This window comes from Streptomyces griseorubiginosus, from assembly GCF_001514195.1.
GTDB lineage: Bacteria > Actinomycetota > Actinomycetes > Streptomycetales > Streptomycetaceae > Streptomyces > Streptomyces griseorubiginosus.
In genome coordinates this window covers 1-13,635 of the sequence record NZ_KQ948741.1, presented here as the reverse complement: position 1 = coordinate 13,635, position 13,635 = coordinate 1, and the positions used below count along the sequence as shown (strand labels likewise).

General features: G+C 71.3%; 13 protein-coding genes. 5 read left to right on the top strand and 8 right to left on the bottom strand.

Annotated elements, in window-relative coordinates:
- Window positions 1-166 precede the first annotated feature (166 nt).
- Entirely contained in the window at window positions 167-2,995 is a 2,829-nt protein-coding gene (locus tag AQJ54_RS30170; RefSeq protein WP_062242478.1) for a golvesin C-terminal-like domain-containing protein, read from the top strand.
- A gap of 187 nt (window positions 2,996-3,182) precedes the next feature.
- Here the strand turns inward: AQJ54_RS30170 and AQJ54_RS30165 are convergent, their stop codons facing one another.
- Window positions 3,183-3,800 (bottom strand): phosphoribosylanthranilate isomerase, encoded by a 618-nt coding sequence (locus AQJ54_RS30165; RefSeq protein WP_062242476.1) that lies wholly within the window; start codon window positions 3,798-3,800, stop codon window positions 3,183-3,185.
- 150 nt (window positions 3,801-3,950) lie between these two features.
- Between AQJ54_RS30165 and AQJ54_RS30160 the strand changes: the two genes are divergently transcribed.
- Together AQJ54_RS30160 and AQJ54_RS30155 are read left to right on the top strand one after the other, a co-directional pair.
- Window positions 3,951-5,522 (top strand): right-handed parallel beta-helix repeat-containing protein, encoded by a 1,572-nt coding sequence (locus AQJ54_RS30160; protein ID WP_107121167.1) that lies wholly within the window; start codon window positions 3,951-3,953, stop codon window positions 5,520-5,522.
- Between the two features lie 162 nt (window positions 5,523-5,684).
- On the top strand, window positions 5,685-6,284 hold the full coding sequence (locus tag AQJ54_RS30155) for a hypothetical protein (protein ID WP_132835615.1): 600 nt from the start codon (window positions 5,685-5,687) through the stop codon (window positions 6,282-6,284).
- 313 nt (window positions 6,285-6,597) lie between these two features.
- Here AQJ54_RS30155 and AQJ54_RS30150 read toward each other — a convergent pair whose 3' ends face one another.
- The 3 genes from AQJ54_RS30150 to AQJ54_RS30140 are packed head-to-tail and all read right to left on the bottom strand — an operon-like array spanning window position 6,598 to window position 8,570.
- Window positions 6,598-6,921 (bottom strand): antibiotic biosynthesis monooxygenase family protein, encoded by a 324-nt coding sequence (locus AQJ54_RS30150; RefSeq protein WP_062243006.1) that lies wholly within the window; start codon window positions 6,919-6,921, stop codon window positions 6,598-6,600.
- Window positions 6,922-6,957: 36 nt separating this feature from the next.
- Window positions 6,958-7,944 carry a CU044_5270 family protein gene (locus AQJ54_RS30145; RefSeq protein WP_062242472.1) on the bottom strand — a complete coding sequence of 329 codons (987 nt, stop codon included), beginning with the start codon at window positions 7,942-7,944 and terminating at the stop codon, window positions 6,958-6,960.
- Window positions 7,941-8,570: an RNA polymerase sigma factor gene (locus AQJ54_RS30140; RefSeq protein ID WP_062242470.1), complete on the bottom strand. Its 630-nt coding sequence runs from the start codon at window positions 8,568-8,570 to the stop codon at window positions 7,941-7,943. The genes AQJ54_RS30145 and AQJ54_RS30140 overlap by 4 nt, the downstream gene beginning before the upstream one ends.
- A gap of 85 nt (window positions 8,571-8,655) precedes the next feature.
- Here AQJ54_RS30140 and AQJ54_RS30135 point away from each other — a divergent pair, with 85 nt between their 5' ends.
- Window positions 8,656-9,033: a hypothetical protein gene (locus AQJ54_RS30135; RefSeq protein WP_062242468.1), complete on the top strand. Its 378-nt coding sequence runs from the start codon at window positions 8,656-8,658 to the stop codon at window positions 9,031-9,033.
- A gap of 33 nt (window positions 9,034-9,066) precedes the next feature.
- On the opposite strand, the gene AQJ54_RS30130 is transcribed toward AQJ54_RS30135, so the two are convergent.
- The 3 genes from AQJ54_RS30130 to AQJ54_RS30120 form a co-directional block, all read right to left on the bottom strand.
- Window positions 9,067-9,969 carry a CPBP family intramembrane glutamic endopeptidase gene (locus AQJ54_RS30130; RefSeq protein WP_079070064.1) on the bottom strand — a complete coding sequence of 301 codons (903 nt, stop codon included), beginning with the start codon at window positions 9,967-9,969 and terminating at the stop codon, window positions 9,067-9,069.
- Between the two features lie 106 nt (window positions 9,970-10,075).
- Window positions 10,076-10,735: a response regulator transcription factor gene (locus AQJ54_RS30125; protein ID WP_062242465.1), complete on the bottom strand. Its 660-nt coding sequence runs from the start codon at window positions 10,733-10,735 to the stop codon at window positions 10,076-10,078.
- An 81-nt stretch (window positions 10,736-10,816) separates the two neighbouring features.
- A complete protein-coding gene (locus tag AQJ54_RS30120) occupies window positions 10,817-12,019 on the bottom strand; it encodes a sensor histidine kinase (protein ID WP_062242463.1) in 1,203 nt (400 codons plus the stop codon).
- Between the two features lie 201 nt (window positions 12,020-12,220).
- Between AQJ54_RS30120 and AQJ54_RS46200 the strand changes: the two genes are divergently transcribed.
- Window positions 12,221-12,379, top strand: coding sequence for a hypothetical protein (locus tag AQJ54_RS46200; protein WP_162952069.1), 159 nt, complete (start codon window positions 12,221-12,223; stop codon window positions 12,377-12,379).
- Between the two features lie 51 nt (window positions 12,380-12,430).
- On the opposite strand, the gene AQJ54_RS30115 is transcribed toward AQJ54_RS46200, so the two are convergent.
- Entirely contained in the window at window positions 12,431-13,525 is a 1,095-nt protein-coding gene (locus tag AQJ54_RS30115) for a sugar ABC transporter substrate-binding protein (RefSeq protein ID WP_062242461.1), read from the bottom strand.
- Window positions 13,526-13,635 lie beyond the last annotated feature (110 nt).

The window sequence follows — 13,635 nt, the reverse complement described above, 5'->3', positions numbered from 1 at the left end:
CGGACTGGTACCTTCCGCGTCACCGGCCTGGGGGAACGCGCGGCCGGTATCGACCTTCACAAATGAATTCAGGCGGAATTCCTTGCGCACCATTCGTGAATATCCAGGAGGCCGGCACCGCTGGGTGCCGAAGAACCGGCGCGGGAGAATACTCGCGGCTTCCGGTATGTCCGTAGCGGCACTCGCCCTCGTCGCGCCTCTCGCGTCCGCGGCCCTGACCGACCCCTCCGACCCGGCGCCGGCCCCGACGGACCGCATCACCGACACCTCCCGACTCCCCTCCGGCTGGCAGAAGTCCGGCGACCGGATCGTCACCTACGACGGTGACGCCACCGGACTGCACGTCCTGGTCGCCGACGCGGCCGACGCCTACCGGTGGCACACCGCGGCCACCCTGTCCGAGCCGGGCGTCGACACCGACCAGTGGATCGGCCAGACCTGTGTGACCGGCTCCGGCGACCGTGCCGTCGTGGTCTACGCGCCCCGGCAGGCCGTCAACGACCAACAGGGCTTCCAGCAGGGCGCGTTCGCCGCCGTGGTCGACCTCGCGGACGGCCGTGTGACCAAGCTGCCCGAGCTGGTCTCCCTCGCCTACTTCAACCCCGGCTGCGGCGACGGCGAACAGGCCGTCCTGACCCGGCCGCAGGGCGACGACACCGAGCTGCTCACCGTCGACACCGCCCGGGCGAAACTGGTGCGGCAGCAGACCGTCGCCGGTCAGCTCACCTCCGCCGTGCCCTTCGGGAACGAGATCGCGGCCGCCCGGGGCGACGCCGTGGTCTCCGTGGACGCCAAGGGCGACACCAGCACCCTCGCCAAGACCGGTGGTACGCCGTTCCGGCTGGTGCCGGACGCGCACCGCGGGCTCGCCTACCAGGTACCCGACGGCAAGCAGGTGCAGGTGCGCCGGGTCACCTCGGCGGGTTCCGACCAGCTCCTCGGCTCCGGCGCGCTGGGCTCCCTCGCGGTGCACGGCAACGGCGGCCGCGTCTTCGTGACCGGCCGGGACGCCGAGGACGCCGTCAAGCACTCGGCGCTGCCGAAGAGTTGGCGGACGCTGGACGTGCCGGCCTCCGCCGAGGTCTCCACCACCGGCTCGCTCGCGCTGACCTCCGTCGGCAACGGCACCGAGGCGGCCGGCGGCCGGAAGACGGCCTCGGGCCTCGCGCAGCCGGTCGGCATCGACGCGGTGCTGCCCGGCAGCGACAGCAGCGTCGGGTTCAAGGTCGTCCCCAAGGCGGCGGCCCAGGGCGCCGAGCAGTCCCCGGCCCTGTCCGACGGCGTGCACACCGACAGCGTCCACATGAAGAGCACCGCCGACGACGACCCGGCGACCTCCACCACCGACCCCGACCGCGCCTGCGCCGTCACCCGCAACGACCCGAAGCTCCAGTCGCTCCAGCCCTCGACCGCGCAGGCCGAGTGGGCGACGGACCTCGCCGTGCAGGGCAAGCTCGACGTGCGCCGGCGCAGCGGCTGGAACGGCAGCGAGCTCCCGTCGTACACCCCGCAGGGCCTGTTCCCCTCGACCCCGCTCAAGGGCGGCGGCCGGGTCCCCGCGCAGGTCATGCTCGGGGTGCTCTCCCAGGAGTCCAACCTGCTCCAGGCCAGTTCCCGGGCGGCCGCCGGCGAGAGCAGCAACTTCATCCAGGGCGGCTACTACGGCAACGCCGGCAGCGTCCACACCGTCAACTGGGCGGCCGCTGACTGCGGTTACGGCATCGCCCAGGTGACCAGCGGCATGGCCAAGGCGGACACCACGTACACCGCCGAGCAGCAGCAGGCGCTCACCGTGGACTACGCGGCCAACATCGCCGCGGGGCTCCAGATCCTCCAGGACAAGTGGAACCAGCTCTACGACAGGGGCCTGCTCGTCAACGGCGGCGACCCGAAGTACCTGGAGAACTGGTGGCTCGCGCTGTGGGCCTACAACAGCGGCCTCAACCTGCCCAGTTCGACGGACGCGAGCGCGCCGTGGGGCCTCGGCTGGTTCAACAACCCGGCCAACGGCCTCTACCCGGCCGACCGCACGATGTTCCTGTCGTCCGGCTACGACGACGCCCGCACCCCCAACCTGTGGACGTACCCGGAGCGGGTGCTCGGCTGGGCCGCCTACTCCCAGCAGAAGACGGACCCGGCGACCGGGGCGGCCGTCAGGGCGTTCACCGTCGGCGAGTGGCCCTCCGGGGCGCCTGCCGCCGAGCCCGCGCACGACACCTTCTGCAAGCCCACCGCCAACGACTGTGACATCACCAAGCCCCGCAAGGTCGCGGGCTCCAGCCAGCCCGAAGGGCCGTGCCAGCGCGACGACTTCAAGTGCTGGTGGCACCAGCCGGTGAGCTGGACCGACTGCACGGCGACCTGCGGCACCGAGGTGCTGAAGTACGCGGCGGGTGACCCCGAGCCGAAGGTCGCCGCCCCGCATCCGGCGGCCTGCACGTCCACGCTCCCGGCGAACGCCCTGATCGTGGACGACGTGCCGAACACGGTGAAGTTCCGGGTCGGCTCCACCAACCCCTGTGCGGGCAAGCGGAACTGGACGAGCCGGGGGACGCTGACGTTCACCTTCGGGTCGGCGCAGCAGAACGGGGCGACCGTCTATCCCTCGAAGATCGACTTCCATCAGCTGGGGGCCGGGTTCGGGGGCCACTTCTGGCTGACCCACACGCGGGTGCCGTCGTACACCGACTCGGTGGTCACGGGTACCTGGACGCCGGACCGGAAGGTGGTGGGGTCGGCGGAGGTCATGGTGCATCTGCCGGACCACGAGGCGAACACGCCGTCGGCGACGTACCGGATCGATCTCGGGGACGGGACGGTCGTGGAGAAGACGATCTCGCAGGACACGGGTGGGAAGAACGCGTGGGTGTCGCTGGGGTCGTACGACTTCGCGGGGACGCCGAGTGTTTCGCTGGCCTCGGCCACGGGTGATGGGACGGGGGATGCGTCGATTGCGTGGGATGCGTTGGCTTTCGTCCCGGTGAGGGGGAAGTAGTGCCACGACGGGTCACATCCCGTCTGCCGCGCCGTCGTGGCTGGTCGCGCCCGCGCGGCGGTAGCCGCTGATCGATACAGCCCCGCGCCCCTAAAAGCCCTACCTGAGCGCCCGTCGTCAGTCCACCCGGCCGACGGCGGGCGCTCCCGCGCTTGCACCCCGGCCGACCCGGCGCCACCGGCCGCCCTCACCCCGCGGCGGGCGCTCCCGCTCGTGCCGCCTCCACGAACGCCGTGATCAGGGTCGGGTCCTTCACGCCCCGGCTCGCCTCCACGCCGCTGGAGACGTCGACGCCCCAGGGGCGGGTGACGTCCACGGCCTCGCGGACGTTCTCCGGGGTCAGGCCGCCGGCCAGCAGCCACTTCTCGCCCGCGGCCGCGACCTGCTTGCGCGACCAGTCCCAGGCGATGCCCGAGCCCGGCACCGGGGCGTCCAGGAGCAGCATGTCCTCGCCGAACTCCCCGCAGCGCGGGACGGAGTCGCCGAAGGCGGCGGCGCGGATCAGGGTCCAGCCGCCGGTGGCCAGGGAGGCGTAGTAGTCACGGTCCTCGGGGCCGTGCAACTGGACGGCCCCGATGCCGGACTCGGTGGCCACGGAGCGGACGTACTCCAGGGGCTCGCGGCGGAACACCCCCACCGTCAGGACGTTCTCCGGGATCCTGGCGGCCAGCCGCGCGGCCGTCGCGGGGTCGATGCGGCGCGGGCTGTCGGAGAACACGAACCCGATGGCGTCGGCGCCGGCCTCGACGGCCGTGTCGACGTCCTGCTCGGTCCTCAGGCCGCAGATCTTCACGAAGAGCGTCATGCCGCCCACCGTATCCAATTCGTATCTGTGAACAGCAATCACATACACAGCCGTTGACGTGACCATGGTAAGCGCTTACCGTCCGAGGGGCGTCCGCAGAACATCCGCGGAACACGTGCCCCCCGTCACCACACACCATGGAGACGAACGATGCGCCTGAGACCCCTCATCCCCTCCGTCGGCCTCCTCGCCGGCACGCTCGTCGCACTGTCCGGCACCACCACCGCGCAAGCCGCCCCCAACCGGTACGAGGCCGAGACCTCCCCCGCAGTCTGCACCGGAGCCGTCGAGACCGAGTACGCCGGCTACTCCGGCAGCGGTTTCTGCAACGGCACCAACGCCACCGGCGCCTACGCCCAGTTCACCGTGTCCGCACCCGCAACGGGCACGGCGACCCTGAGCGTCCGCTTCGCCAACGGCACCACCACCGCCCGAACGGCGGACATCATCGTGAACGGCTCGACGGTCTCCTCGGCCTCCTTCGAGTCCACCGGCACCTGGACCGGCTGGACCACCAAGACCCTCACCGTCCCGGTGACGGCGGGCGGCAACACGGTCCGGCTCAACCCCACGACCGCGAACGGCCTGCCCAACGTCGACTACCTGGACGCCGAGACCTCCGGCACCACGACCCCGCCGTCGAGCAGCGCCCTGTACGTGTCACCGACCGGCACCGACGGCGCGGCCGGCACCGTGACCGCGCCCACCACGCTCACCTCGGCCATCAGCCGCGTCACCGCCGGCGGGACCATCTACCTGCGGGGAGGGACGTACGCCTACTCCTCGACGGTGACCATCCCGGCCGGCCGGAACGGCACCGCGGCCGCCCGCACCACGCTCTCCGCCTACCCGGGCGAGACGCCGGTGCTCAACTTCGCGGCGCAGAGCGAGAGTTCCGTCAACCGGGGCCTCCAGCTCAACGCCGACTACTGGAAGCTCTACGGCCTGGTCGTCGAGCGGGCCGGGGACAACGGCATCTACGTCGGCGGCAGCAACAACGTCGTCGAACGCACCGTGACCCGCTTCAACCGGGACACCGGACTCCAGCTCGGCCGGATCGCCTCCACCACCCCGGCGAGCCAGTGGCCGTCGAACAACCTGATCCTGAGCGCCGAGTCGCACGACAACGCCGACTCCGACGGCGAGGACGCGGACGGTTTCGCCGCGAAGCTCACCACCGGCACCGGCAACGTGTTCCGGTACGCCGTCTCGCACAACAACATCGACGACGGCTGGGACCTCTACACCAAGACCGACACCGGCCCGATCGGCCCGGTGACCATCGAGTACTCCCTGTCCTACGGCAACGGCACGCTCAGCGACGGCTCGCAGGCCGGCAACGGCGACCGCAACGGGTACAAGCTCGGCGGCGACGACATCGCGGTCGACCACGTCGTCCAGCACTCGCTCGCCTACGGCAACGGCCACCACGGGTTCACCTACAACAGCAACCCCGGCTCGATGACGATCACGAGCAACGTCTCCGTCTCCAACACCGAGCGCAACTTCAACTTCGAGAAGGGCACCTCGGTCTTCCGCTCCAACACCTCGTGCAACAGCGGGGGCAACGACCGGTACGCCGGTGACGCCGACAGCTCCAACCAGTTCTGGTCCGGCACGAACGGGTCCCGCTGCGCCGCGTACTCCGGCGCCCTGGGCTGGTCGTTCGCCGCGAACGGCAGCCTGGTGGTGACCTTCGGGGGCAAGCAGGTCACGCTGTAGCGCACGGAAGGGGACCCCGGCGCCCAATGCCGGAGTCCCCTTGGCCCGCCCCTGCTTGGGGCGCGGCCTGGTCGGGGTGGCTCTCCAGTACGCAATGATCCCGCAAAGATCATTGACGGCAGGCCGCGGTCGTTGTGCCATCAAGGCGATGAGGAGGAGATGTTGAACACCACTGTTCGCCAGGGCGCCGTTCTCGCCGCCACAGCCGGCGTCCTCGGCGTGCTCGCCGCCCAAGGTGCCGCGACTGCCGCCACGCCGAAGGACAACGCCCTCGGGTACACCTGCCGGTACGGAGCCGTGTCGGTCTCGGACGCTGCCGGATCGGTCGTACCCACCGCACGGAAGCCCGACGTTGCGCTCCATGCCAAGCTCCGGCTCCACAACACCGAGAACGCAGCACTGACCAAGGCCTCGTACGTCTTCGCCATCGGCAACCTCATGAAGAACCGGGGCCCCGCGCCCCACGTGCGCTGGCGCGTCGGCAAGGGCTCCTGGCACTCAATGGCGCTGCACTGGAACAGCAAGACCAACGGCTCGCTGCCCCTGTGGAACTCACAGTCCCTGACCGTGGGCACGATCCCCTCACGCGGCACTGTCACTACGGAAATCTCCGTGACTTTCCCCAAGAGGTCGATCAAGGCCGTCAACTACGACTTCCTGGACGTGCACAGCGGTGCATGCGGCAGGACCCGCCTGGACTGGTACACCGGCAACGGCTTCTCCTACTGGCCGTGGCATGGGACAGAGGGCAAGCCGGCCTAGGCTTCCGGCCAGGACCGAGGAGGACGGTACGGGCCTGCGCGCACGCGATGTCATCGCCGAAGCCACCGGTCACAAGCTGGAGCACATGGGCAAGGTGGCCCGCTGCGACACCGGCGGCAAGGCGTCCGCCCCGGGATCGTCCAGCGCGCACCGGTCGTGCTTCCCGACCCGGCCTGCGGTCCGCCGGAGGCGCGGGCCAGTCGCTCGCGGATCTCACTCCGCGAGCGACAAGCACGCCCGGTTCTCCCAGGCCACGAGCAGGATCACCGCCGCTGACCGAACCCAGGAGCATGAGGGACGTCAGCTTGCTGGTCTAGTCGAGCTTGGGCGCGGCCTGCTGGACGACCTCGAAGCTCCACAGGGTGGCGCCGGAGGCGGCCGGCCTGGGGCGCTCCCCCTCACCGCCGCTCCCGTGCGCGGCCTGTGCCATGCCGGACATCCACTTCTGGAACGACTCCTCGTCCCGCCAGCGGGTGTAGACGAGGTAGGTGTCGGTGCCCTCGACCGGCCGCAGCAGCTCGAACCACTCGAACCCGTCCGAGTTCTCCACGCTCCCCGCCCGGGCCGCGAACCGCTTCTCCAGCGTCTCGCGCTGCTCCTCGGGGACCGTGAGTACGTTGATCTTGACGATGCTCATGTCCGTCATTGTGCTCCAGGGGCCGTCAGCGGGACGTCAGCGAGAGGCGGACCGGGCGGGCACCTCGCCCTTCCTGTCGACGACCGCCCTCTCGATGACGGCGCTGGTGCCGGCCAGGGTCTCGGTCGTGATCCCCCGGTCCGGATCGGTGATGTAGAAGCGGGAGCCGAGCAGGGCCAGGGTCTCCTTGTCGAAGATCCACTCGTAACGGGTCGCGAAGCCGGTGTCGTCGAGGGTGATGGCGATGCCGTGCCGGCCGGTGGCGTCGACGGCGTCGGGGATCTCCCGCACCCCGGGCAGCCGGGCCGCCGCCCGGTAGAAGGCGGCCATGGTGGCGGGCGGCATCACCGTGCCGCCGATCAGATCGCCGATCAGGGAGAAGACCGCCTGGTCCCGCGACTCGCCGTCCACCGGCCTGGCCTCCTTGTACAGCCTGGAGAGCAGGGCGTCGGGATCGGTGGGCAGCGAGGCCAGCCACCGGTAGGTGGGGTGGGCGACCCCGACCGGGACGGGATCGGAGGACTCGACCGGGATGAGCTGACCCGGCATGATCGCGTCCTTTCCGCTCGCCCGGAGCCATCCGGTGATCCGGAGCGGGCCGGGGTCCTGGGCGGTCCAGTGCTCCTCCGTGTGCAGCGCGCCGAGCTCGACCGGCCCGGTGAAGCTCCCCTTGTTCGAGCGGTCCAGCGTCCTGACGTACACGAACTGGTCGTCCCGCACCCGGATCGTGTCGCTCGCCATGGCGGCCGTCGCGATGCGGCCGAGGGTGACGGAGGCGCTGGGAGCCTCGGGGGCGGGGGTGTGTCCGCCGGTCGTGAGCGTGGTGAGCAGGGCCCCCGCCAGGGCCGCGGAGACCAGCGGGACCAGCACGGCCGGCCGGGCGAACCGGCGCCGTACGGAAGGCTTTTGGGCAGCTTGCTTGTCGTCGTCGATGCGCTGCATCAGTACGTCCTTGAAGTGACGGTGACGCTCCGGCGGGAGGTCCCACTCCGCCGTGGCCGCCAGTTCCTCGGCCTCGTTCATCGGGTCTCCTCCTTCAGGAACAGGGCCGCGAGCGCGGCCTCACTCTCCATCCCTCCGTGGGCCGGGGGCGGTTCCGTCTCCGCGCTGAGCCGGGCGAGGCGGGCGCGGGCCCGGGACAGCCTCGACCGCACGGTGCCGACCGGGACGCCCAGGGCCTCGGCGGCCTGCCGGTAGTCGAGGCCGGCCGACACGCACAGCGCGAACACCTCACGGTCCTGGCGGCTGAGCCGGCCCAGGGCGCGGTGCACCGCCGCGAGCCGCCGTGCGTCGTCGATCCGGCCGGCGCTCTCCTCGGCGAAGTCCTCCACCGGGCGCGGCTGCGGACTGCGGGCCAGGAAGGCGAGCCTGCGCCGCAGACCCCGGTTGACGTTGTACGCCTTGTGCGTGGCGATCCCGAGCAGCCAGGGCTTCAGCGAGCCGCCCTCCGGCTCGACCGTCTCCCGGGTCCGCCAGGCGGCCAGGAAGGTCTCGGACATCGCCTCCTCGGCCTCCGCCCAGTTCCCGGTCAGCCGCAGGGCGTGGTTGTACACGGTCCGCGCGTAGCGGTCGTACAACTCCCCGAAGGCCGCCCGGTCCCCGGCCCGTATCCGTGCCCGCTCGGGTTCCGCCGTCTCTGTTTCCCTCACACCCGTAACGCTCCGCTCCGCTGTGCCGAGTTCCTGTGCCCTGAGTCACATGACGTGTGCCGCCGAGCGCATACGCTGCGGAACCATGGAACAGCGCGAGGTCATGCAGAACGTCGTCGGGATCCTCACCGAGGCACTGGAGATGCGCCGGCAGGTGCGGGAACACCCGGATCGGCAGGCCTCGTTGACCGGTGCGGTCTCCGCGCTCCTCGTGGAGACCCTGCCCCGCATCCACCTGCCCGCCGACGCCAGTGGCCACGCCGCCGCGGACGCGGTGGTGGAGGAACTCGGTCCCGCCATCGCGAGCATCGCCAACTGCTTCGCCTTCGCCTTCGTCCAGCTGGCCGAGGTCCATGACGAGGGCCGCACCGACACCTCCGCCGCGGAGGTCCTGCGGCGCATCTCGCTCCGGTTCGCGTCCGGGACCGGGTCCGGGAGCGGGAGCGGGACCGGGACGGACTGAGGGAGCGGGTTCATATCCGCCGAGCACCTCGGATCACCGCCTGGGCAGTCCCAGCCGCCCCCGTGTCGCGATCAGCAGGACCAGCGCCGCCGCCGTCGCCGCGAGCAGCAGGGCCCGCGCCCCGTCGTGCTCGGAGAGCGAGGGGAACATGTCCGTCCAGGCGAGGGAGAGGTAGTTGTTGACGCCGGTGTGCAGCAGCATGACCAGCGGCATGCTCTCGCCGGACCGGTTGAACACCCACGTCATCACGAAGCTGAAGGCGATCGTCATCACGACGAACTGCACCGGCACGGTCCAGGACACGTGCGGCCCGCCGCCCCACTCCGTCAGGAACAGCGGCAGGTGCCAGCAGCCCCACAGCACGCCGACGACGAGGGTCGCGGTCAGGGGACCATGGCGCTGCTGCATCCGCGGCATGGCGAACTCCCGCCAGCCCGGCTCCTCCGCGAGCCCGGTGGTGATCATCTGGATGAGCAGTCCCGGCAGGTACGCGGCGAGGATCATCGCGGACGGCAGCGCGGGACCCCGGCCGGCGAGCACGGCGGAGGCGACGGTCAGGGCGGCCGGCACGGAGAGCAGCACCACCAGGTACCAGCGCCAACTGACCTTGAACCGCAGCATCCGGCGCCGCCAGGTCCGCAGCCCCGCGCGTCCTTCGGTGATCCCGGTGACGAGGAGCGCCGAGGCGATCGGGCCGAGGTAGGCGCCGGGCAGGACACCGGTGAGCTGACTGCCCGCGCGCCCGCCGGGGAAGGTGAACTGCCAGACGTCGAGGCCGTTGCGGGACAGGACGTACGGCGTCCAGGCGGCCCAGCTCAGGGCGAAGGCCAGGGTGAAGAACCAGGTCAGGGGGTTGCGTCGGATGCTTCCGCGCAGCCCTGCGGGCTCGTGCGGAACGGGCGGGTTCTCGATGCCGACGGGGGCTTGGACACTCACCGCGGATCCCTTCCTAGGGGGCTGATGTGATGTCTCCAGCACACCAGCGCGGCGCCCCCGGATCATTGCCGCGCACGCCCCGGATCCCCGTACAGCAGGCTGTACTTCAGCGGGTCCGCCGGGCGTCCTCCAGGTACCGCAGCACCGCCGCCACCCGCCGGTCCACCTGGTCGGTCGGCGCCAGGTCGAGCTTCGCGAAGATGCTGCGGATGTGCTTGTGCACGGCCCCGTCGGTCACGAACAGCCGTTCCGCGACGGCACTGTTGCCCAGTCCCTCGGCCATCAGGGCGAGTACGTCCCTCTCGCGCGGGCTGAGCCGGGCGAGCCGGGCGTCCTGGTGGGACCGGGTGAACAGCTGGGCGACGACCTCGGGGTCGATGGCGGTGCCCCCGGACGCGACCCGGTGCAGCGCGTCGAGGAACTCCTCGACGCGGCCGACCCGTTCCTTGAGCAGATAGCCCAGCCCGCCGACGCCCCCGGTCAGCAGCTCGGTGGCGAAGCTCTGCTCGACATAGGCGGAGAGCACGAGGACGGCGAGACCGGGCCTGCGCCGCCGGGCCTCGACGGCCGCGCGGACCCCCTCGTCGGTGTGCGTGGGCGGCATCCGTACGTCGAGGATGGCCACGTCCGGTTCGTGGGTGTCGACGGCGTCGAGCGCGCCGTCGGCGGTGTCGGCCGTGGCGACCACGTCCAGCCCCTCGGCGCGCAGCAGCAGGGCGAGTCCCTCGCGCAGCAGGGGATCGTCCTCGGCGATCACGATCCGCATGGCAGGTGCACCTCCGGGGTCAGGGGGTCAGGGTCATGGGGGCGCCCGGCCGAGCGCGCTCCCGTACGGCCGTACGGCCGTTCACGTCCCGCACGGCAGCTCCACCTCCACCACCGTCGGACCGCCGGCCGGGCTGGTCAGCCGGAGGCTGCCGTCGTGGGCGGCCACCCGGCGCCGGATGCCGGTGAGTCCGGAGCCGCCGTGCTCGTCGGCGCCGCCCCGGCCGTCGTCCGTGACCCGCAGCAGGAGCCGTGGGCCCGGGGCGCGGACCGTGACGGTGGCCCGGGACGCGCCGCTGTGCTTGGCGATGTTGGTCAGCGCCTCCGCGACGACGAAGTACGCGGTGGCCTCGGCGGAGGCCGCGCACCGCCGTGGCATCTCCACGTCGAGGGTGCACGGCACCGGGCTCTCGGCGGCGAGTCCGGTGAGCGCCCCCGCGAGGCCCCGGTCCGCGAGCACCGGGGGCAGGATGGAGCGGGAGACGGTCCGCAGTTCCGCCAGTGCCTGTTCGGCGGCGGACTGGGCGCGCTCCAGGAGCTCGTCGGCGCCGGCCGGATCGCGGGCGACCATCCTGCGGGCGGCCCCGAGCAGCACGGTCACCGTGACGATCCGGTTCTGGGTGCCATCGTGCAACGACCGCTCGATGCGCCGCAGTTCGGCGGCGTGGGCGTCCAGCGCGGCGGCCCGGGTGGCGGTCAGCTCGGCGACCCGCAGGGAGAGGTCGGCGTCGGGCCCCGCAGACAGGAGCCGGCGTCCCGGGCTCGCCTGGAGGCGGGCCAGGGCGGGGGCGAGCCCCAGGATGATGGCGATCCAGCCGACGCCGAGCAGGCACACGGCGAGGGCGTCCGGCCAGGAGTGCGCGACACCGATCCCGATGGAGGTGGCGGTCGCGTCCGTGGGAGCGAGCCGCCAGTACAGCGGGAAGGCGGTGTCCCGTACGGCGAGCAGCGGCAGCACGAAACCGAGCATGCCCAGCGGCAGCCCCACGGCCAGATGACGCAGCAGCCAGCGGAGTTCGCGCCGGGTGGTGGGGTCGGTGAGGGCGGCCCGCAGCCGCGCGGGCGGCCGGGCGGGGGCGATGACCTCGGGGCCCCAGCGGGTGAGCCGGGCGCGCTCCATGTCCGCGAGGGCGTGCAGCACCCGCACGCCTTTGGGCAGGGCCAGCCACAGCAGCACGAACGGCGCGAGGGCGGCCGTACCGAGTCCGGAGACCAGTTGGCCGAGGGCGGCGGCCGCGGTCGTCGCGGTGCCCACGACCAGGCCCTTCAGGTCGGCGGTGGCCATGGGAACCTCCTGTGGCTGGAGGACAACGACCCTAGGCGGAAGGAGAGTTCACCGCACGGCCGGGAGCGGGAAAGTACAGCCTGCTGTACCCCGGACCGGGTCGCGGGCGGGATCGGCGCGCCGGGGTGCGGGCTCGTAGCGTCGTCGGCACCGAGAACCACCGAGAACCACCGACAACCACCGAGTCCCTTGGAGCACCCCGTGAACCTTCTGCTGTGGCCCCTGCTCGTCCTCAGCGTGCTCGGCAACGCGATCGCGTCCTTCACCCCCGCCGACACCGCCGTCCACCTGGCCTTCGGCACGGTCACCGCGCTGACGGCGACCACCCTCGCCGTACGACGCCTGCGCACGGGCCCCTGAGGGCGGCTCCCGGGAACCGGCGTGCGGGCGGTTACTTGAGGCCGATGGCCACTACTTGAGGCCGATGGCCGCGCAGTCCGCCGCGTACGGGGCGGTGCAGATCTGCTGTGCGGTGTAGACGCCGTCCTTGATGACCGTCTGCTCGATGTTGTCCTTGGTCAGGGCGACCACCGGCACCAGCAGCGACGGGATGTCGTTCTGGGTGGGGCTGTCGACCTTGTCGCGGATCAGGGCGTCGAACTGGAGGTCGCGGCCCTGGATCTTGTAGACCGCGATCTGCGCCGCGTTGGTGGCCTCCAGCAGGAACGACTTGTACACGGTCATGTACTGCTCGCCCGACACCACCCGCTGCACGGCGGCCAGCGTGGCGTCCTGCCCGGTCACCGGCGGGATCCTGGTCGCCCCCGCCTCCTTGAGCTCGTCGATGACCGCGCCCGCCATGTCGTCGTTGGCCGAGTAGACCGCGGCGATGTTGTTCAGGCCGACGGAGGCGATCGCCTCCTTCATGTGGGCCTTGGCGACCGAGGGCAGCCACTCGCGGGTGTCGTACTGCTTGGCTATGACGACCTTGCCGTCGAGCTCGCTGTGGGCGCCCTTCTCGAACAGGGCGGTGTTGGGGTCGGCGGGCGAACCGTTCATCATGACGATCTTGCTGGACTCGGCCTTGTCACCGAGCGCCTGGACGATGGACCGGCCCTGCACCTCGCCGACGAGTTCGTTGTCGTGCGAGACGTAGGCGTCGATCGGGCCCTGGGCGAGGCGGTCGTAGGCGATGACGGGGATGCCCGCGTCCTTGGCCTTCTGCACGGCCGGTTCGATGGCCGCCGCGTCGACCGCGTCCACCAGGATCACGTCCACCTTGTCGGCGACCATCTGCTGGAACTGCTCGCTCTGCCGCTTCGCGCTCGCCCCGGCGTTGGCGTAACTGACCTTGCCCTTGTTGTGGGTGAGGGTCGCCACCTCCTGTTTGATGAGGGGGTAGTCGAACCGGTCGAAGCGGCTGGTGTCCCGGTCGGGCAGCAGCAGCCCCAGGGTGATGTCGTCGCCCTTCTTGGGGCTCACCGCGGTGTCACTGCCGACGACTCCGCAGGAGCTGAGCAGAAGGGCCGACACGCAGACGGCCACGACGGAGGGGACGGTACGCATGGCGATCCTGGGGGTGGGGGGCTGTCAGGTAGGCGCAACAGTAGGTGCCCTCTCCCCCGATCAAACGCCCTGCCGTCTTCCTTCAAGGGATCACCACTCGGCGTCCGCAA